Source organism: Arthrobacter sp. BGA-UO-ETr-C19 (genome assembly GCF_059568005.1).
In genome coordinates this window covers 292,428-310,057 of the sequence record NZ_JCAQPC010000008.1, presented here as the reverse complement: position 1 = coordinate 310,057, position 17,630 = coordinate 292,428, and the positions used below count along the sequence as shown (strand labels likewise).

The window sequence follows — 17,630 nt, the reverse complement described above, 5'->3', positions numbered from 1 at the left end:
CGGGAAAGCTCGGCACCGTAGCTGCCGGTGCCCTCAACTCCAACACCAACGATTTGCCCGAAACCGGCGATGAACTGAATGATCTTCCGGTAACCGGACCCGACGGCCAGGAATTCCTTATTGGCGACATGGACGCCGGTTTCGGTGATAACGGCGACGTGATGGGTATCGGCGTGAGTGTCGATCCCGGCGATGACTTTCAGATGCTTGTTTGCCATGATGAAACTGGCCCTGCCTTCCGTTACGTGCGGTGGGACACAAAGGGGCACACGCCGGCCGGGTGGGCAGACAAGACGGTAATGGGATTCCGTGAACAGGCTCCTATGAGGTCATGCCCATCTGGCCGCCGCGTTTACAGCAGTCATGTTGCGGCGGACAAATCAATTGGAAGACAAACCCTTCGGGCGTCAGTCAGTGGCAGAGTCACACCGCAACATAACCACTTCCATCATTACCGCCAGTGGCCGGTGAGATGCTGCGCGTATGGAAAGCAATGCAGCTGTCGAGACGATGGAGGCCATCGGCGCCTCCACTTCTGCGCTGGCTGTTCTTATTGACCTCGCGACGGGAAACGTCCACTCGGGCAGCCCTGTCCCTGCTGACGGCTTGGCGCCAGCCGCGGCTGATCCGTTGCGGGATCAGGCCGACGCGTACCTTGACGGTCTGGCCGAGCTCGCCAAAATGGAGGCCCGGCTCGCGGGCCTGAAAGTGCAGCTCGTCGCCGGCTACGCCAACACTGAGAAAGCCATGACGCCCCCGACCGCCTCCCCGCGGGAGCGCACCGTCAGGGAGATGGCCGTGACTGCCGAGGTTGCCGGTGTCCTGACCGTCAGCGAACGCGCCGCCAGTGCCCTCCGGTTCGAGGCCAGCACCCTGACCGCGGGCCTGCCGGCGACCTTGTCCGCGCTGCAGGCAGGGTCCATTTCCTGGCAGCACGCCCGGATCATAGTGGACGAGACTGCGAACCTCGACGCTGCCGGGGCAGCGGCGTTGGAGGCGCATTTCCTGGACCCCGACGCGCCGGACCCGGCCCGGGGCTGCCCGGCCGCGGAGCTCGTTCCGTGCCGGTTCCGGGCGAAAGTCCGTACCTGGCGGGAGCGGCACCACCCGGTCAGCATCGAAAAACGCCACGCCCGCAGTGCCGCAGACCGGCGGGTGGAATACGCCCCGGACAGTGACGGGATGGCCTGGTTCTCGGCGTACCTGCCCGCGGCCCAGGCTGCCGGTATCTGGGACCGCACCACCGCCGCCGCCCGGGCCATGCAAGGTCCAGGCGAGGCCAGAACCCTCACCCAGCTCCGCGCCGACATCGCCTCAACCTGGCTCCTCACCGCCGGTCGCGAACTGACGCGGGCTGGTGGTGTGCCCTCACCCATGGCACAGGTCCTCGTCACCGTTCCGGTGTTTTCGCTGCTCGGCGTGACGGAGGAACCGGCAATGCTCGACGGTTACGGGCCGGTCCCGCCCTCCATGGCCCGTGCACTCGTCGCAGATGGTGGGACGTCGTTCCGGAGGGTCCTGACCGACCCCCGCGACGGCGCACCCCTGGAGATTGGACGAACCAGCTACCGCATCCCGAAGCCGATGCGCCAATGGCTGCGGCTCAGGGACGCCAAATGCACGTTCCCGGCCTGCAACAACCACTCTCTGGACAACGAGGCCGACCACCTCCTCGCTTGGGCAGACGGCGGGGGCACCGGGATCAGCAACCTGGGCCTGCCATGTCCAAAACACCACCGCCTCAGACACGCCTCCGCTTGGACACCCACCGCCGCCAGCGCCAAGGACCCGCCCGGGTGGACCTCGCCAAGCGGCCGGCACTACACCAGCGAACAACCCGACTGGGAACCACCTCACTGGCCACCACTAATCCAGGCCATTCTCCAGGAGCTCGCCGCACCCGACGGATTAGACCCCGGCATGCCCGAACAGCCTGACGATTATGCCCAGGCTTCAATGCTGCCTCCTGGGCAGGATCGTTGCTTGGTTGCGGTGCCACCGGGTATTGGGCTCACAGGCCGTGAAGCGGCGTAAACAGGCGGCGTATATGTCCGGGCTTGCCATGTGGCGCCTGCCCTCCCGCCGGTTCGGCGGTAGCTGGCGGAATCCGCCCGGCGGCGGCATCGTCCACGTCAGCGGTAGCCGGTAGCGTCGGCCGGCAGTCCGGCCTCCTGGACCTCCTCCAGGTAGCGCCAGCAGTCGGGCCGGGAGCCGTCGACGTCGGTGAAGCCGTATTCCAGCGCCAGCCCGCCGGCGGAGAACGAGCCGCCGGTTCGGCGGTATACGTCCGAATCGGCGGCGAGGGCGGCGACCGCCCGGCCCACAAAGCGCGGGCTTTCCGAAATGGCGGCGAAGTGCGGATTCGTGGCCGCTGCCTCGCGCCAATTGGCTTCGGTCACGCCGTAGTGCTCGAGCATCATTTCCGAGCGCATCCACCCCGGCGTCAGTGCCACAGCCGTGCAGCCGAACGGCTTCAGTTCCTCGGCCTGGCTGAAGGCGAGCCGCAGGACAGCGGACTTGGCGAGGTCGTAAAACGCTGAGAGCCGGTAATGCGCGGCGTTGTACTCCCGCGTGCCGTCCGTCATTTCCACTACCAGTCCTCCCGGCCGACGGATGAGCAGCGGCAGCGCGAAGTGGCTCGTGGTCAGGTGCGTGTCGACTGCGCCGTGCAGCATCCGCAGACCGCCGTCCAGGTCGTGTTCCCAGAGGGGTGTGTTCCACAGGATGAGGTTTTCGCCACCCCAAATGTCATTGACCAGGATGTCCAGCCGGCCGTAGTCGTGGTCGATTCGGCGGACCAGCGCTTCCACCTCCGGGGCGTTGCGATGGTCCACCGCCACTGTTATGCCGGTCCCGCCGGCTGCGCTCACCATGGCCGCCGTTTCTTCGATGGTTTCCGGGCGATGATAGTCGGACGCCTGGCCCGTAGTAGTGCGTCCGGTGCAGTAGACCACCGCCCCGGCCTCGCCCAGGGCCACGGCCGTTCCGCGACCTGCCCCTCGTGTGGCCCCGGCGACCAGGGCCACCTTGCCCTTTAGCGGAAATTCCATGGACAAACGCTACCCCCGTACCCGGGACCGCGGAATGATGCCAGAAAATGCGAAGTCCGGTATTCCAGACAGTGGTGCGTCTGAAAAAGCGCTGAAGGGATCGGAGTGGGCGCAAGCTTAAGTACGGGATACCGGACACCTTTCCGGTTAAATGCCGAAAAGACAGACATCCCGAACAGACACCCAAACGACGAGGCCTGGAGGGCACATGGCAGGCACGATGGCCGCAATGGCGGCAAAACGGCCGGAATCAGCGGTCAAAGCGAAAGTTCCCGCCGCCGAAAACACCTTGCGGATCCTCAAACTGTTGGCTTCCAGGCGGGGGCCGATGGCGGCGTCGAACATTGCCACGGCACTGGGGCTGCCCCGCTCAAGTGTCTACCACCTCCTGGGCGTCATGGAAGCGAACGGCTTCGTCCTGCATTTGCACGAGGAGCAGCGCTACGGCCTCGGCATCAGTGCCTTCGAGCTCAGTTCCGCGTACTCGCGGCAGGAACCGCTGTCCAGGCTGGGGCGGCCCATGCTGGCCTCTCTCGTTGATGTCCTTGGCGAAAGTGCACACCTGGCGGTCCTGCACGGCCGGGATGTGCTCTACATCGTGGAGGAGCGAGCCAAGAACCGGCCATCCCTGGTGACCGACGTCGGTGTCCGGCTGCCCAGCCACCTCACTGCCAGCGGCAGGGCCATCCTTGCCGCGCTGCCCAAATCCCAGGTCCGCGCGCTCTACCCGAATGCGGCCGCCTTCACCGCCCGGCACGAGGTGGAGGGCGCCATCATGAAGTACTCGGCCCTGTCATCGCACCTGGACCAGGTGCGGCAGCGTGGCTACGCCACGGAACACGGGGAGGTGACACCCGGCTTTGGCTCTATCGCCGCCGCTGTCACGGATCATCTTGGATGGCCGACGGCGGCAGTCGCCGTCACGTTCCTGGAGGACAAACTGCCGGAGGAGCAGTGGCCGGTGCTCGCCGCCCGCGTGCAAAAGGTCGCCGACGAGCTATCGGTGCGCATCCACGGCCGCCCGGCGACGTAGCCCAAGTTGGTTGCAGCCCAACTGGGTAGCAGCACAGGGCGTTCCCAGCCGCGAGAACGCCCTGAGCTGCTACCTAGTTGGGTCTGGTATACCGGACAGGACCGGCCGGAAACCCCTGTCTGGCCCGCTCAGAAGGGGCTTTAGTTGATACAGAAGCACTTCCGCTCAAACCAAGAATTCCGCAACACCCACACACCCGCAATACGAAGGAGCCATCATGGCACCCGCCGATTTCACCACCGGTGCCCGCCCGGTCAAAGCAGCCCGCGGCACCGAGCTCACCGCCAGGTCCTGGCAGACCGAGGCGCCCCTGCGCATGCTCATGAACAACCTCGACCCCGAGGTCGCCGAACGCCCCGATGACCTCGTGGTCTACGGCGGAACCGGCCGGGCCGTGCGTTCCTGGGCAGCGTTCGACGCCATCACCCGCACGTTGGAAACCATGGACAAGGACGAGACCCTGCTGGTCCAGTCCGGCAAGCCGGTCGGGGTGTTCCGGACCAACGAATGGGCGCCGCGGGTGCTGCTGGCCAACTCCAACCTCGTCGGGGACTGGGCCACGTGGCCCGAGTTCCGCCGGCTCGAGGCCGAGGGCCTGATGATGTACGGCCAGATGACGGCCGGCTCCTGGATCTACATCGGTACCCAGGGCATCCTGCAGGGCACGTTCGAGACCTTCGCCGCGATCGCCCGCAAGCTCACGGGGGACGAGAACGGCACCTTGGCCGGCACCCTGACGCTGACCGGCGGCTGCGGCGGCATGGGCGGCGCCCAGCCCCTCGCTGTCACCCTCAACGACGGCGCGTGCCTGATTGTCGACGTGGACGAGACCCGCCTCCGCCGCCGGGCCGGCAAGCGATACCTCGACGAGGTGGAAACGGACCTCGACGCCGCGATCGCCAAGGTCCTCAAAGCCAAGGAGGAACGCCGCGGCTGGTCCGTGGGCTACGTGGGCAACGCCGCCGAGGTCTTCCCCGAACTGCTGCGCCGCCACAAGGCCGGCGAGCTCACGGTGGACATTGTCACGGACCAGACCTCCGCCCACGACCCCCTGTCCTACCTGCCCGAAGGCATCTCCGTGGAGGAATGGCACCGCGAAGCCGAAGCAGACCCGGAGGGCTTCACCAAGAAGGCCCAGGCCTCGATGGCCAGGCACGTCCAGGCCATGGTGGAGTTCCAGGACGCCGGCGCCGAGGTGTTCGATTACGGCAACTCCATCCGCGACGAGGCCCGCAAGGGCGGCTACAGCCGGGCGTTCGAGTTCCCCGGCTTCGTCCCGGCCTACATCCGCCCGCTGTTCTGCGAGGGCCTGGGCCCGTTCCGCTGGGTGGCGCTTTCCGGTGACCCCGAGGACATCGCCGTCACGGACCAGGCCATCAAGGAGCTGTTCCCGGAGAACAAGCACCTGCACCGCTGGATCGACGCCGCCGGCGAGCGGGTCGAGTTCGAAGGCCTGCCGGCCCGTATCTGCTGGCTGGGCTACGGCGAACGCGCCAAGGCCGGCCTGCTGTTCAACCAGCTCGTCAAGGAAGGCAAGGTCAAAGCTCCCATCGTGATCGGCCGCGACCACCTGGACTCCGGCTCCGTCGCCTCCCCCTACCGCGAAACCGAAGCCATGGCGGACGGTTCGGACGCGATCGCCGACTGGCCGCTGCTCAACGCCCTGCTCAACACCTCCTCCGGCGCCACCTGGGTCTCGATCCACCACGGCGGGGGAGTGGGCATCGGCCGCTCCATCCACGCCGGCCAGGTCTCCGTTGCCGACGGCACCGACCTCGCGGCGCAGAAGCTTGAGAGGCTCCTCACCAACGACCCCGGCATGGGCGTGATCCGCCATGTCGACGCCGGCTACGACCGCGCCGTCGACGTCGCCAAGGAACGCGGCGTCCGCATCCCCATGAACGAAACCACCTAACTAGCTCGCACTAGATGCCGTTATGAACCCCCAAAGCGACAACAACTGCCAGCTAGTTGGGAAGAACGAGGAAAAATGACACTTACAACGCACGAACCGCTCACCGTTACCCTCGGTGCCAGCGGCATAACCCCCGAGGACGTCCTCGCCGTCGCACGCCACGACGCCAAGGTGACCATCTCCCAGGAAGCCCTGGACACGGTCGCCAAAGTCCGCGCGCACATCGACGAACTGGCCCACAGCGACGTGCCCGCATACGGGATCTCCACGGGCTTCGGGGCGCTGGCCAACCGCCACATCCCCGGCGAGCTGCGCACCCAGCTGCAGAAATCGCTGATCCGCAGCCACGCCGCCGGCATGGGCCCGGCCGTGGAACGCGAGGTGGTCCGCGGCATCATGTTCCTGCGCGCCAAGACGCTGGCATCGGGCCGCACCGGCGTCCGGCCCGTCGTGCTGCAGACCATGGTCGATGTGCTCAACGCCGGCATCACGCCGGTGGTCCGCGAGTTCGGTTCGCTGGGCTGCTCAGGTGACCTTGCGCCGCTGTCCCACTGCGCCCTGGTCCTCATGGGCGAAGGCGAGGCAACCGGACCCGACGGCGAACCCTACGGGGGTGCAGGCCAGCGCACGGTTGCCGAGCTTCTCGCCGCACACAGCATTGAGCCGGTGACCCTGGCCGAGAAGGAAGGGCTGGCGCTGGTCAACGGCACCGAGGGCATGCTGGGCATGCTCCTGATGGCCATCGCTGACCTGCGGCATCTGCTGACGACGGCGGACATCACCGCGGCACTCAGCGTCGAGGCGCTGCTTGGCACCGACCAGGTGTTCCTGCCGGAGCTGCACGCCGCACTCCGCCCGCACCCCGGCCAGGCCGCCAGCGCCGACAACATGCTCCGGGTCCTGTCCGACTCGGCGATCGTTGCCTCGCACCGCGTGGGCGATTCCCGCGTCCAGGACGCCTACTCCCTGCGCTGCGCACCCCAGGTCGCTGGCGCCGTCCGGGACACTGTCGACCACGCCGAACTGGTGGCCTCCCGTGAACTCGCGGCCGCCATCGACAACCCCGTGGTCCTGCCTGATGGCCGGGTCAGCTCCAACGGCAACTTCCACGGTGCCCCGGTGGCTTACGTGCTCGACTTCCTGGCCATCGCCGTCGCGGACCTCAGCTCCATCGCAGAACGGCGCACGGACCGCATGCTGGATCCGGCCCGCTCGCACGGCCTGCCGGCGTTCCTGGCCGCGGATCCGGGCGTGGACTCGGGCCTCATGATCGCCCAGTACACCCAGGCCGGGCTGGTCTCGGACAACAAGCGGCTCGCCGTTCCCGCGTCCGTGGACTCCATCCCGAGCTCCGCCATGCAGGAAGACCACGTGTCCATGGGCTGGCACGCTGCCCGCAAGCTCCGGAAGGCCGTGGAGAACCTGCGCCGGGTGCTCGCGATCGAACTCGTAACCTCGGCACGGGCGATTGACATGCGCACCCAGCTTTCCGGCGGCCAGCTAACGCCGGGACCCGCCGGGGCGGCCGTCCTCGAAACGCTGCGGACCGTCGTCGGCGGGCCGGGCACGGACCGGTTCCTTTCGCCCGAGCTCGAGGCCGCCGACCGGCTGGTTGGTTCCGGTGCGGTGCGGACGGCGGCCGAATCCGCCGTCGGAAATCTCGCCTAACGGTGAACAACGTGCACCGCCGGCAGCCATTTGCCGGCGGTGCCGAAATACTCTGCAACGCGCCGCATACGGGCCGAAGAGTGTAGTAGAACTAAAGGTGTAGTAAAAGTCACATCAAAGAGGCTGTGACGGAAGAACATCCACAAAGGGGTAGAAGTTCAAATGAAAGCACGCGGGACAGTCCTGTCCAGACGCATCGCACACGCTGCTACGGTTTCCGACTGGGGATCGCTGCACGTTGGCGAGCGGGTCGAGATCATCAAGCAGGCGCACGTCATCGCGGCAGGTGAGGTGGAGGAAGTCTCACGCAGCGGAAACGTGTTGTGGCTGGTCTGCGGCGGAGCGCATGAGTCCCAGCTCTTTATGAAGTCCGACGGCGTGCAGGTGCGCCGGATGTAGTCCCGCTGAAGCCTTGCGGTAGTACGCACACCAGAAATCAAAAAGCCCCCGACCTTGGATCATTCGGCCGTTCAGCCAGAATGAGTTCAGGATCGGGGGCTTTTTTCCGCGTGTTAAGCTGCCATGTCCTCGTGTGTTTCACCGAAGGGAACAGACTCGTCGAGGGCCACCGTGTAACGGCCTGGCTCAAGGCGCGTGACCTTGATGCCGCAGGTGCCATTCTGGGCGGCCGTTTCGATCAGCGTCTCTACCGCGCTTTCCAGTCCGTCGTGGACCTGGTCGGCACTGGTGAAGGCCAAGTCGATGGACCGGGGATCCGCGGAGCGAGACGCGCTCGTAGGAGCGGTTGGGCGCTCCATGGTTGCTGTGCTCATGTACTGACTTTCTATGGTTCCTGCCGGGGGGCAATAGACCATTCTACCGGGAACCGGCCCAAAGGTAAGATGACTGTCATTTGACAGGGATGTTGACGATAGTTGTCTTATCAACCATTCTGCCCTTGCACGGCCTTTGGAAGCGACCCTGAGCCACGCTCCCTCGGCCGCGCGCGCTAGTGTTGGTCAGGTCTGAGAGGCCGACGGCGCAGGAGGCGACCGTGTTTGAAGGTGCCAGCATCATGTTCGCCGCGGCGGGCGTAGCCGTCTTTGTTGCCGCCATCCTGCCCAAGGCCCTGCGCAATGCTCCCATCTCCATGCCGATGGTGTTCCTGGGCGCCGGCGCTGCCGCCTTCGGCCTGCTTCCCAGTCTCCCCGACCCGAACCCTGTCCAACACCCCGAGCTGACGCTGCACCTGACCGAGGTCTGCGTGATCATCTCGCTGATGGGAGCCGGGCTGGCGCTGGACCGTCCGGTGGGGCGGCGGAACTGGGCCACCACCTGGCGCATGCTCGGTATTGCCATGCCCCTGTGCATGCTTGGCCTGACGCTCCTCGGACTCTGGCTGCTGGGCTTGGGACTCGCCGCTGCGCTCCTCGTGGCCGCCGCCCTGGCCCCCACGGATCCGGTCCTGGCGTCCGAGGTGCAGGTGGGAGAGCCGGCCGACGAGGAAGAGGGCACCGACCGGGAGGACGAGGTCAGGTTCGCCCTGACCTCGGAGGCGGGACTGAACGACGGGCTGGCCTTTCCCTTTGTGTACCTGGCCATTGCCATGAGCCTCGTCGGGACCGCGCCGTCGGCGTGGTTTCCGGAGTGGTTCGGCGTGGACGTCCTGTGGCGCATCGGAATGGGCGTGCTGCTGGGCTACGGTACGGGCAAGGTGCTGGCCCGGCTGTTCTTCTCCGCCCGGCATGACAGCATCCGGCTGTCCAACCACTCCGAGGGCTTCGTTGCGCTGGCCGCCACCTTCCTGGCGTACGGCGTCACTGAAATGATCGAGTGCTACGGCTTCATCGCGGTGTTCGTCTGTGCAGTGACCATCAGGGCGGCGGAGCGCACCAACGGCTATCACCGCATTCTTCACTCCTATGTGGAACAGCTTGAGCGGCTCCTGACGGTGGTCATCCTGGTCCTCTTGGGCGGAGCGATCGCGCGGGGCCTGCTGGCCGGCGTCGGGTGGGCCGAGGCGGGCGTGGCGCTGGCCTTCCTGGTCCTGGTCCGTCCGCTGTCCGGCTGGCTGGCGCTGGCCCGCGGCAAGACGGGGCCCCGGGAGCGGATCGCCATTTCCTTCTTCGGCATCCGGGGCATCGGGTCCCTGTATTACCTCGCCTACGCTTTGGGGCAGGGCAGCTTCGGGGACCAGGCGCAGCGCCTGTGGAGCATCATCGGACTCGTCGTGGCCATGTCCGTGGTGCTGCACGGGGCCACCACGGCGCCGGTCATGAAGCGCCTGGACCGGCTCCGCGAGCACAGGGCGGCCGAGAAATTCGGTGACGAGGGAAAGGCGCCGCACACGCCGGTCTGACCCAGCGGATCACGAATCACGCGGGGAGCGGCAAGTATTCTGCTTTCCGACCGATCGTGTGGTGAGCTTGGATCATGGCAGGCAGAAGGTTGGTATCCCGTTTGGCTCTTGCGCTGGCAAAGTTGCTGGGGTTCGTGATTGTCAGCTGCCTCTGCGGGGTCCTCGTGGCCAGCTTCCTGGTGCCCGGGGCGGCCCTCGCCGGCACCTCGGTCAGCAAATCGATTTCCTACTTCAACAGCCTGCCCACCGAACTCGCGGTGCCTGCGCCGTCGCAAACCACGCGCATGCTGACGGCGGACGGCAAGCTCATCGCTACCTTCTACTCAGAGAACAGGGTCCGCGTTCCGCTGAAGCAGATGTCCCCGTTTATCCGGAAGGCCGTCGTCGCCATCGAGGACAGCCGGTTCTATGAGCACAGCGGCGTGGACACGCAGGGCGTCCTGCGCGCGCTGACCAGCAACCTGACCCGCGGGGACCGCCAAGGCGCCTCCACGCTCACCCAGCAGTACGTCACCAACATTGTGAACGAGTCCCTGATTTCCGAAGGCCGTGAGGACCAGGTGGTGCTCAGCGGACAGAAGACCATGGGGGACAAGCTGCGCGAGATGCGGCTGGCCATGGCATTGGAGAAGAAATTCACCAAGGACCAGATCCTCGAGGGCTATCTCAACATTGTCTTCTTCAACCGCAGCGCCTATGGGATTGAGGCGGCGGCCCAGTATTTCTTCAGCGTTCCGGCCAGCAAGCTGACCCTGCCCCAGTCGGCGCTGCTCGCGGGCCTGGTCAACAGCCCCAGCTTCTACGATCCCGTGGCCAACCCCAAGAACTCGCTGAAACGCCGCAACCAGGTTCTCGGCGAAATGCTCAAGCAGAAGATGATCACCAAGAAGCAGCATGACGCCGCAGTGGCCTCAGGGGTCGGCCTGAAGGTGCGGCCTTCGCGGCAGGGGTGCGCCGCTGCCACCATGGCCCCGTACTTCTGCGACTACGTGACCCGGCTCTTCCTCAACAACCCGGCCTACGGCGCTGACACAGAGGCCCGCGAAAAGCGGCTCTTCCGCGGCGGCCTGACCATCACCACCACGCTGGACAGCCGGCTCCAGGCCAAGGCCCAGGCGCAGGTGGACGTCACCGCCGGCGCCAATCCGGACAAGTGGGGCGCTTCGCTGGTCACCGTCCAGCCGGGCACCGGCCGGGTCCTGGCGATGGCGCAGAACACGGTGTACCTGCCCCGGCCCGGCAAGTTCGACACCCAGCTGAACTTCAACGTGGATGCCAAGGACGCCGTCGGCAACGACCTCAATGGCGCGGGCGGGTTTCAGCCCGGATCCACCATGAAGCCCTTTACCTTCGCCGAGTGGCTGCACCAGGGCAAGACCATGACCACGGTCGTGGACGCGTCGAAGCGCGAGTACCCGCTGGGCTTCCGCTGGCGGTCCTCCTGCGGCAAGGTGGCCGGCGGCTACAGTACCAAGCAGCGCAGGGCAGGACTTGAAACTGCCGACGACCTGCAGAACGCCTCCGAGGGCTACTACCGCAAGATGCCGGCCGACTACGGGCTCTACAACTCCATCAACACGGCGACCTTTGCCGAGGCCGCGCAGCTGGACTTCTGCGGGATCCAGAACATGGTCAACGCGGTCGGGCTCCGCAGCGGGCTGGACGGGACGCCGGTCAACATGCACCAGCTGGGCAACCTCCTGGGCGGCACCGGCGTTGCACCTTTGACCATGGCCAACGCCTTTGCCACTTTTGCCGCCGACGGCCGGTACTGCAGGCCGGTGGCACTGGCCGGGGTGGCGGACATGGCGGGCAAGAAGCTTCCGGCGGAGAGCCAGGAGTGCAGCGACACGGTGGACAAGAACGTGGTGCGCGGGGTGAACAAGGCACTGCAGGACATGCTCAACAAGGGCTCCGGCATCTACATCAACCCCAAGGTGCAGAAGAGTGTGCCGGTGGCGGCCAAAACGGGCACCAACAACAGCAACAGCGCCACGTGGGTCCTGGGGTACACCAGCGGCCTGGCCACGGCCTCGTTCTTCGGGGACGCCCTGGAGGGCCAGCAGCGCCCGGGCCGGAACCTCACCATCAAGGGCACGCATTACGACCGCATTGACGGCTACATGATCGCGGGCCCGCAGTGGGCGAACTACATGCTCCAGGTGGCGCGGCTCTATCCTGCCGCGGCCTTCCCCAAGCCGCCGGCGTCGATCATCAGCAAGCCCGCGGCGAAGCCCAAAGCGCCTGCCCGGCCTGCCCCGAAGCCCACGGCCAAGCCGAAGCCCAAGGATTAGACCGGCCCAAGGATTAGACCGGCCCGGATAAGCGCCGGGACGAATGCTCAGCGCAGCAGGATGCTGACCAGCCGCGCGGCCACCCGGGCCGTCCTGTTGTCGATGTCGAAGGCCGGGTTCAGCTCGGCCACGTCCGCATGCAGCAGCTTGCCGCTGGCCACCACCTGGCGGCAGACGGCACTGATCACCGGCAGCGGAACCCCGTACGCCGCCGGGGCGCTGACGCCCGGCGCCACCGCCGCCGGCAGCACATCCAGGTCGATGGTCAGGTACAGGACGTCGATCCCGCTGAGGAAATCCGCCACAAAGGCCTCCGCCGCGGCGGCGGTGCACTCCTCGTCCAGGAGATATTTCACCCCCAGCTCGCCGGCGGTGCTGAACAGCGCGCGCGTGTTGTTGGGTTCGGAAATTCCGACGACGGCGTACTTCAGTTGGCGCCCCGCGGCCGCTTCCGCGCGGGCCATCTGGAGGAACGGGGTCCCCGAGCTGGGGGCGGCCTCGTCCCGGAGGTCGAAGTGGGCATCAAGGTTGAGCACGCCCAGCCGCTGGCCGTCGCGTACCGCCCGGGACCCTGCCACACCAAGGTAACTGGCATAGGCGGTTTCGTGGCCGCCGCCCAGCAGCACGGTGAGGCGGCCGCCGTCGAGCAGTGCCGCAACGGCGAGGCCGGCGCGGGCCTGGCCGGCCTCCAGTTCGCCGTCGCGGACCGCCACGTCGCCCGCGTCGGCAACTGGCCGCTCCGAGTGGTAGGCGAGTGGGCCCAGGGCACTGCGGATGGCCGCCGGTGCGGCCGCGGCTCCGGTCCTGCCCTTGTTCCGGCGCACGCCCTCGTCACTGCGGAAGCCGAGGATCACGGCGGGGCGCTGTGTGGGGGTGCCCAGCGCAGTCTTACCGGTGGCAGGCGTTACGGCCTGCCACCACCGGCGGTCGGCTTCGCCGTCGCCGTCGTAGCGGCCCGTCCAGGGGCGGGGTTGAACGTCAACGGAGAGCGCGGGAAAGTCCATGCTTCAAGCTCACCGTAAGGACGCAGCGAAAGCCAGCAGCGCCGCCGTCGTGATGTCTGGAATGCCGGAACCCGGGACCTGCCAGGGACTGTCCGCTACTACATGCCCAGCGACTGCTCGATCGGGCCGATGGCGAAGAACAGGACGAAAGCGGCGGCTACGGCCCACATCAGCGGGTGCACTTCGCGGGCGCGGCCCTGGAAGGTGCGGATGAGGACGTAGGAGATGAAGCCGGCGCCCAGGCCGTTGGCGATCGAGTAGGTGAACGGCATCAGCGTGAACGTGAGGAAGGCGGGCAGGGCGATGCCCCAGTCCTGCCAGTGGATCTTGCTGATTTGGGCCACCATCATGAAGCCGACCACCACCAGGGCGGGGGCCACGGCCTCGAACGGCACGAGGTTGATCAGCGGGGTGAAGAACATGGCCACCAGGAACAGCAGGCCGGTCACGACCGAGGCCAGGCCGGTCCGCGCGCCTTCCCCGATGCCGGCACCGGACTCGACGTAGATCTGGTTGGAGGAGACGGACGCGCCGCCGCCGACGATGGCGCCGAGGGCATCCACCTGCAGGACGCGGTCAACATTGGGGATGTTGCCGTCCTTGTCCACGGTGCCGGCCTCGTTGGCCAGGCCGACCATGGTGCCCATGGCGTCGAAGAAGATGCTGAGCAGGATGACGAACGCGAGCAGCGCCGCGGCCACAACGCCCAGATGGCCGAAGGCTCCGATCGGGTTGGCCTTGCCGATCAGGGAGAGGTCGGGGGCGGCCCATTCGGTGAACTTGGGGGCAACCAGGGACCAGCCCTGCGGGTTGAAGTTCTTGCCGTCGAAGCTGGGGCCGATGTGGAGCGTGAACTCGAGGATGACCGCCAGGATGGTGGAGGCGATGATGCCGATCAGGATGGCGCCCTTGACGTTGCGCACCAGCAGGGCGATGGTCAGGATGAGGCCGAACACGAACACAAGGGTGGGCCAGCCCAGAAGCTTGCCGTCAAAGCCGAGACCCACTGGAACGGTGGTCCCGGCCGCGTCCGGAACGCGCCGGACGAAGCCGGCGTTGACCAGGCCGATGAGGGCGATGAACAGGCCGATGCCCACCACGATTGCGGTTTTGAGCCCGTCCGGAACGGCCCGGAACACGGCGGTCCGGAAGCCGGTCAGGACCAGGATCATCATGGTGACGCCGGAGAGGACCACCAGTCCCATCATGTCCGGCCAGGTCAGGCCCGGGTTGGTGGCCACTGTCACGGCCACGAAGGCGTTGACTCCCAGGCCGGTGGCCATGGCGAATGGGTGCTTGGCCCACGCGCCCATGAGGATGGTCAGGATGCCGGCAACAAAGGCGGTGACGGCAGCAACGGCCTGGAAACCGAGCGTGGCGCCGGAGGAGTCCGCAACGGACAGGATCAGGGGGTTCAGCACCACGATGTAGCTCATGGCAAAGAAGGTGGCAAAACCGCCGCGGATCTCGCGGGAGAAGTTGGACCCCCGTTCGGAGATCTTGAAGTACCGGTCCAGTGCAGAGCCCTGCTTGAGCATTAGTCCTCCGGTGAGAGAGTGTGGGATTACTTGAATCCTAGTAGGTTGCCGGGTGCCTACCCAGCAAATTCGCCTAGTCTGTAAGGAAGTCAACACGAGGAGTCGTCCGCCCATGCGTTTCACCCGCCAGCTGCTGTCCGCCTTCCTTGGCGCGCTTGCGCTCGTCGCCCTGCTCCTTACGGCGGGACCCGCTTCCGCGCACGACGCCGCCGAATCCAGCAGCCCGGCCGACGGCGCCACGGTGGCAACAGCTCCGGCCAAGGTTTCGATCACCTTCAACAACACCCCGCTCGGGCTCGGCGATGAGATCAAGGTGACGGACGCCGCGGGAACAGACTGGGCCGACGGCAAGGTGGAGATCGTGGACAACGTCGCCTCGCAGAAGCTGCGGGAAGGCGCACCTGCCGGGAAGTACACGGTGGTGTGGCGCGTGGTGAGCTCGGATTCCCATCCGATCGAGGGCACGTTTGCCTTTACCGCCGCGGCCGCTGCGGCAGGGGCAACGTCGGCACCGGTCCAGACCGTAGGTACGCCCCAGCCGGGAGCCACACAGGCCACGGGGACAGCTCCGGATTCTTCGGAGCCCTTCCCATGGAGCATCGTGGTGTTTGCGGTTGTGGCTCTCGGCCTGCTCGTCACCCTCGGTGTGCTGGCACGCCGGAGGCTCGGCGTGCGCGACGAGCCTGACGACCAGGGTGCCGGGAAATAGCGCCCGCTTCAGACAGCCGGGGCCGGCAGCGCCGGGAAGCTTCCGGTCAGCACCGACGGCACGCTGTCCGGGTAGACCTTCGCCGAGATGGCCTGGCCCACAACCTTGGCCTGGCGCAGCACTTCCTTCGGCGTGGGTGTGATGAGCTCACCAACCCCGACCAGATAAATGCCTATGGCGCGCATGGCTGCGACGAGGTTGCTGCCAATGGAGATGCCGAGGTCCGTGAGCATGCGCCGCAGCTGGCTGTGGGCACAGCGCGTGAGCACAATGTGGTCGGCCAGCAGCACGCCGTCGGGGGTATGGACGGCCCAGCGGTGCAGTGAGGCTTCCGCCCCCGGGCCCATCTTGTCGAGCAACACGGCAGACGTGTCGCTGCGGATGTCCAACTGGTGGCTTGACGCGTAGTTGCGCAGGTGCCGGAGGATTTCGTTCCGTTCCTGGATTGACGCTGCCTCGGCGTCGTCGCACCGCTGGGGCCCGGATTTCTGGAACGACTGGCCGCCGGGGGACTCAAGCCGGCTAACGATGATTGAATCGACTCCCCGGCGTCGGAGTTCCGTGGCGATGGCCAGACCGGGAAGTCCGGTGCCGATGACCACAGTGGTGGTCCGTTCTGTGCCGCTGAGACCAGGCATGCGTGACACTGCAACTTCCTCCTCGAGAATTTCGAAGTGCAGGGCATCATCGCCGTGCACCGTCCACTGCCCCAGCAAGCAGACACAAGCCATCTCCGGCTGTGCGGTGGAGCACAATCCGGATCGATGGTGCCTCGACATTACAGAATTTTTTGGTCGCTGGATACCCCTCCGGAAACATTGGTTTGCAGGGCTTTGCCCGGCGTCACCGGCGCGCCCAGGGCAGTGCCGGAGGAGCGCCCGGAAGGGGTGGAAAACAGCCCCCGGAGAGGACCTTCAGGGTCCGTCGGGGCCGCTTGCTAAGAGGTCGCCGACCGAGAATAGTTGGACTTAAAGGCAGGCTGTGCATAACCGGGAACCGGACGGCCTGCCGGTGACGGCTAGACGGGCTGCTTCTGGCAGAATAGCCGCATCATCAGGCAGTATCGCGAGGAGGCGGACCGAATGGACGCACACGAATTGCATCCCGACCCGGCACGGGATGGCGGTGCCCGGCACGCGAGACCCGAAGGAATCGTCGTCGGCGTCGATGGTTCGGACCACGGCCAGTGCGCCCTCGTCTGGGCCGCCCGGGAAGCCGAACGCCGCCGTCGTCCCCTCCACATTGTCACCGCCTACTCGGTGCCCATCTTTGCCGCATCCGGACTCGACGGCGGCTATGCCACCGTGGACGACTCGGTGATCCGCGAGGGTGCCGAGGCCATCCTGCAGCATGCCGTGGACAAGGTGGCGGGCTACAACATCAACGTCAGTGCCTCCGTGGAGAACGGGGACGCGTCCGGCGTGCTGCTGGACCTGTCCGAATCCGCCGAGCTGCTGGTCTTCGGGACGCGGGGGCGGGGCGGCTTCGTCGGGCGGCTCCTCGGCTCCGTGAGCAGTGCGCTGCCGGCCCACGCCAAATGCCCCACGGTCACGGTTCCGCTGATCTGCTCCGACCGTCTGGGCGAGACCACCCAGGACAAACACATCCGGGCCGAGCAGGCCAAAGCCGGCCACGGCCCCGTGGAACACGTCGTGGCCGTAGGTGTGGACGGATCCGAGCAGGCCCGCGTCGCGGTCCTGGAAGCCGCGGAGCAGGCCGAACGCCTGGGTGCGCCGCTGCGCGTGATCTGCGCCGTGCCGCAGTACAGCGGATCCCTTGCCTGGGTTCCGGCCCCGCTGGACCGGGAAGCGCTTTTCGCCGATATCCAGGTCCAGTTGAAGGCCGGGGTGGCCTGGCTGCAGAGCCACTTCCCGCGGCTGGCCATCGAGACCCGCCTGCTGGACGGCTCGCCCGTGGATGTGCTGGTGGAGGCCAGCCGCCACGTTGAGCTCATAGTCGTGGGAACCCGCGGCCGCGGCGGCTTTACCGGCATGCTCCTGGGCTCGACGTCGGACGGTGTCCTGCACCATGCCAAGAGCCCCGTGATGGTGGTCCCGGACCGGGAAGACCCCCGGCTCGCCGACCGCGCCAGTTTCGGACCGATGCTCGGCGCCTCGTAG

General features: G+C 66.7%; 15 protein-coding genes. 9 read left to right on the top strand and 6 right to left on the bottom strand.

The features are described 5' to 3' along the window. Positions 1 to 218 (bottom strand): IS110 family transposase (locus AC57BR_RS04485; RefSeq protein ID WP_496358545.1); only part of this gene is annotated, 218 nt, incomplete at its 3' end. Between the two features lie 265 nt (positions 219 to 483). Here AC57BR_RS04485 and AC57BR_RS04480 point away from each other — a divergent pair. Continuing rightward, positions 484 to 2,034, top strand: coding sequence for an HNH endonuclease signature motif containing protein (locus AC57BR_RS04480; RefSeq protein WP_496358544.1), 1,551 nt, complete (start codon positions 484 to 486; stop codon positions 2,032 to 2,034). Positions 2,035 to 2,132: 98 nt separating this feature from the next. Here AC57BR_RS04480 and AC57BR_RS04475 read toward each other — a convergent pair whose 3' ends face one another. Further along, complete coding sequence (locus tag AC57BR_RS04475; RefSeq protein ID WP_496358543.1) at positions 2,133 to 3,050, bottom strand: SDR family oxidoreductase; 918 nt, start codon at positions 3,048 to 3,050, stop codon at positions 2,133 to 2,135. 208 nt (positions 3,051 to 3,258) lie between these two features. Between AC57BR_RS04475 and AC57BR_RS04470 the strand changes: the two genes are divergently transcribed. From AC57BR_RS04470 to AC57BR_RS04455, 4 genes are all read left to right on the top strand, one after another. Next, positions 3,259 to 4,083 (top strand): IclR family transcriptional regulator, encoded by an 825-nt coding sequence (locus AC57BR_RS04470; protein WP_496358542.1) that lies wholly within the window; start codon positions 3,259 to 3,261, stop codon positions 4,081 to 4,083. A gap of 217 nt (positions 4,084 to 4,300) precedes the next feature. After that, positions 4,301 to 5,998 carry a urocanate hydratase gene (gene hutU, locus AC57BR_RS04465; protein WP_496358541.1) on the top strand — a complete coding sequence of 566 codons (1,698 nt, stop codon included), beginning with the start codon at positions 4,301 to 4,303 and terminating at the stop codon, positions 5,996 to 5,998. 75 nt (positions 5,999 to 6,073) lie between these two features. Then, complete coding sequence (gene hutH / locus AC57BR_RS04460) at positions 6,074 to 7,666, top strand: histidine ammonia-lyase (protein WP_496358540.1); 1,593 nt, start codon at positions 6,074 to 6,076, stop codon at positions 7,664 to 7,666. A gap of 162 nt (positions 7,667 to 7,828) precedes the next feature. Further along, positions 7,829 to 8,065 carry a hypothetical protein gene (locus AC57BR_RS04455; RefSeq protein WP_496358539.1) on the top strand — a complete coding sequence of 79 codons (237 nt, stop codon included), beginning with the start codon at positions 7,829 to 7,831 and terminating at the stop codon, positions 8,063 to 8,065. Positions 8,066 to 8,178: 113 nt separating this feature from the next. On the opposite strand, the gene AC57BR_RS04450 is transcribed toward AC57BR_RS04455, so the two are convergent. Beyond that, on the bottom strand, positions 8,179 to 8,439 hold the full coding sequence (locus AC57BR_RS04450; RefSeq protein WP_496358538.1) for a hypothetical protein: 261 nt from the start codon (positions 8,437 to 8,439) through the stop codon (positions 8,179 to 8,181). A gap of 221 nt (positions 8,440 to 8,660) precedes the next feature. Here AC57BR_RS04450 and AC57BR_RS04445 point away from each other — a divergent pair, with 221 nt between their 5' ends. Both AC57BR_RS04445 and AC57BR_RS04440 read left to right on the top strand, forming a co-directional pair. Continuing rightward, complete coding sequence (locus tag AC57BR_RS04445; RefSeq protein ID WP_496358537.1) at positions 8,661 to 9,965, top strand: cation:proton antiporter; 1,305 nt, start codon at positions 8,661 to 8,663, stop codon at positions 9,963 to 9,965. 74 nt (positions 9,966 to 10,039) lie between these two features. Next, positions 10,040 to 12,259 (top strand): transglycosylase domain-containing protein, encoded by a 2,220-nt coding sequence (locus AC57BR_RS04440; RefSeq protein WP_496358536.1) that lies wholly within the window; start codon positions 10,040 to 10,042, stop codon positions 12,257 to 12,259. A gap of 47 nt (positions 12,260 to 12,306) precedes the next feature. Here AC57BR_RS04440 and hutG read toward each other — a convergent pair whose 3' ends face one another. Then, positions 12,307 to 13,263, bottom strand: coding sequence for a formimidoylglutamase (hutG, locus tag AC57BR_RS04435; RefSeq protein ID WP_496358535.1), 957 nt, complete (start codon positions 13,261 to 13,263; stop codon positions 12,307 to 12,309). A 98-nt stretch (positions 13,264 to 13,361) separates the two neighbouring features. After that, positions 13,362 to 14,801: an NCS2 family permease gene (locus AC57BR_RS04430; RefSeq protein WP_496358534.1), complete on the bottom strand. Its 1,440-nt coding sequence runs from the start codon at positions 14,799 to 14,801 to the stop codon at positions 13,362 to 13,364. Positions 14,802 to 14,913: 112 nt separating this feature from the next. Between AC57BR_RS04430 and AC57BR_RS04425 the strand changes: the two genes are divergently transcribed. After that, a complete protein-coding gene (locus AC57BR_RS04425; protein WP_496358533.1) occupies positions 14,914 to 15,510 on the top strand; it encodes a copper resistance CopC family protein in 597 nt (198 codons plus the stop codon). Between the two features lie 8 nt (positions 15,511 to 15,518). On the opposite strand, the gene AC57BR_RS04420 is transcribed toward AC57BR_RS04425, so the two are convergent. Then, complete coding sequence (locus AC57BR_RS04420) at positions 15,519 to 16,148, bottom strand: NAD(P)-binding protein (RefSeq protein WP_496358555.1); 630 nt, start codon at positions 16,146 to 16,148, stop codon at positions 15,519 to 15,521. Positions 16,149 to 16,592: 444 nt separating this feature from the next. Between AC57BR_RS04420 and AC57BR_RS04415 the strand changes: the two genes are divergently transcribed. After that, positions 16,593 to 17,630: a universal stress protein gene (locus AC57BR_RS04415; protein ID WP_496358532.1), complete on the top strand. Its 1,038-nt coding sequence runs from the start codon at positions 16,593 to 16,595 to the stop codon at positions 17,628 to 17,630.

Coding starts and splice junctions, on each gene's coding strand:
- AC57BR_RS04455 (WP_496358539.1), top strand. CDS start 7,829: ATGAAAGCACGCGGGACAGTCCTGTCCAGACGCATCGCACACGCTGCT.
- AC57BR_RS04475 (WP_496358543.1), bottom strand. CDS start 3,050: ATGGAATTTCCGCTAAAGGGCAAGGTGGCCCTGGTCGCCGGGGCCACA.
- AC57BR_RS04415 (WP_496358532.1), top strand. CDS start 16,593: ATGGACGCACACGAATTGCATCCCGACCCGGCACGGGATGGCGGTGCC.
- AC57BR_RS04425 (WP_496358533.1), top strand. CDS start 14,914: ATGCGTTTCACCCGCCAGCTGCTGTCCGCCTTCCTTGGCGCGCTTGCG.
- AC57BR_RS04480 (WP_496358544.1), top strand. CDS start 484: ATGGAAAGCAATGCAGCTGTCGAGACGATGGAGGCCATCGGCGCCTCC.
- hutG (WP_496358535.1), bottom strand. CDS start 13,263: ATGGACTTTCCCGCGCTCTCCGTTGACGTTCAACCCCGCCCCTGGACG.
- AC57BR_RS04440 (WP_496358536.1), top strand. CDS start 10,040: ATGGCAGGCAGAAGGTTGGTATCCCGTTTGGCTCTTGCGCTGGCAAAG.
- hutU (WP_496358541.1), top strand. CDS start 4,301: ATGGCACCCGCCGATTTCACCACCGGTGCCCGCCCGGTCAAAGCAGCC.
- AC57BR_RS04430 (WP_496358534.1), bottom strand. CDS start 14,801: ATGCTCAAGCAGGGCTCTGCACTGGACCGGTACTTCAAGATCTCCGAA.
- AC57BR_RS04470 (WP_496358542.1), top strand. CDS start 3,259: ATGGCAGGCACGATGGCCGCAATGGCGGCAAAACGGCCGGAATCAGCG.
- AC57BR_RS04420 (WP_496358555.1), bottom strand. CDS start 16,148: ATGCCTGGTCTCAGCGGCACAGAACGGACCACCACTGTGGTCATCGGC.
- AC57BR_RS04450 (WP_496358538.1), bottom strand. CDS start 8,439: ATGAGCACAGCAACCATGGAGCGCCCAACCGCTCCTACGAGCGCGTCT.
- hutH (WP_496358540.1), top strand. CDS start 6,074: ATGACACTTACAACGCACGAACCGCTCACCGTTACCCTCGGTGCCAGC.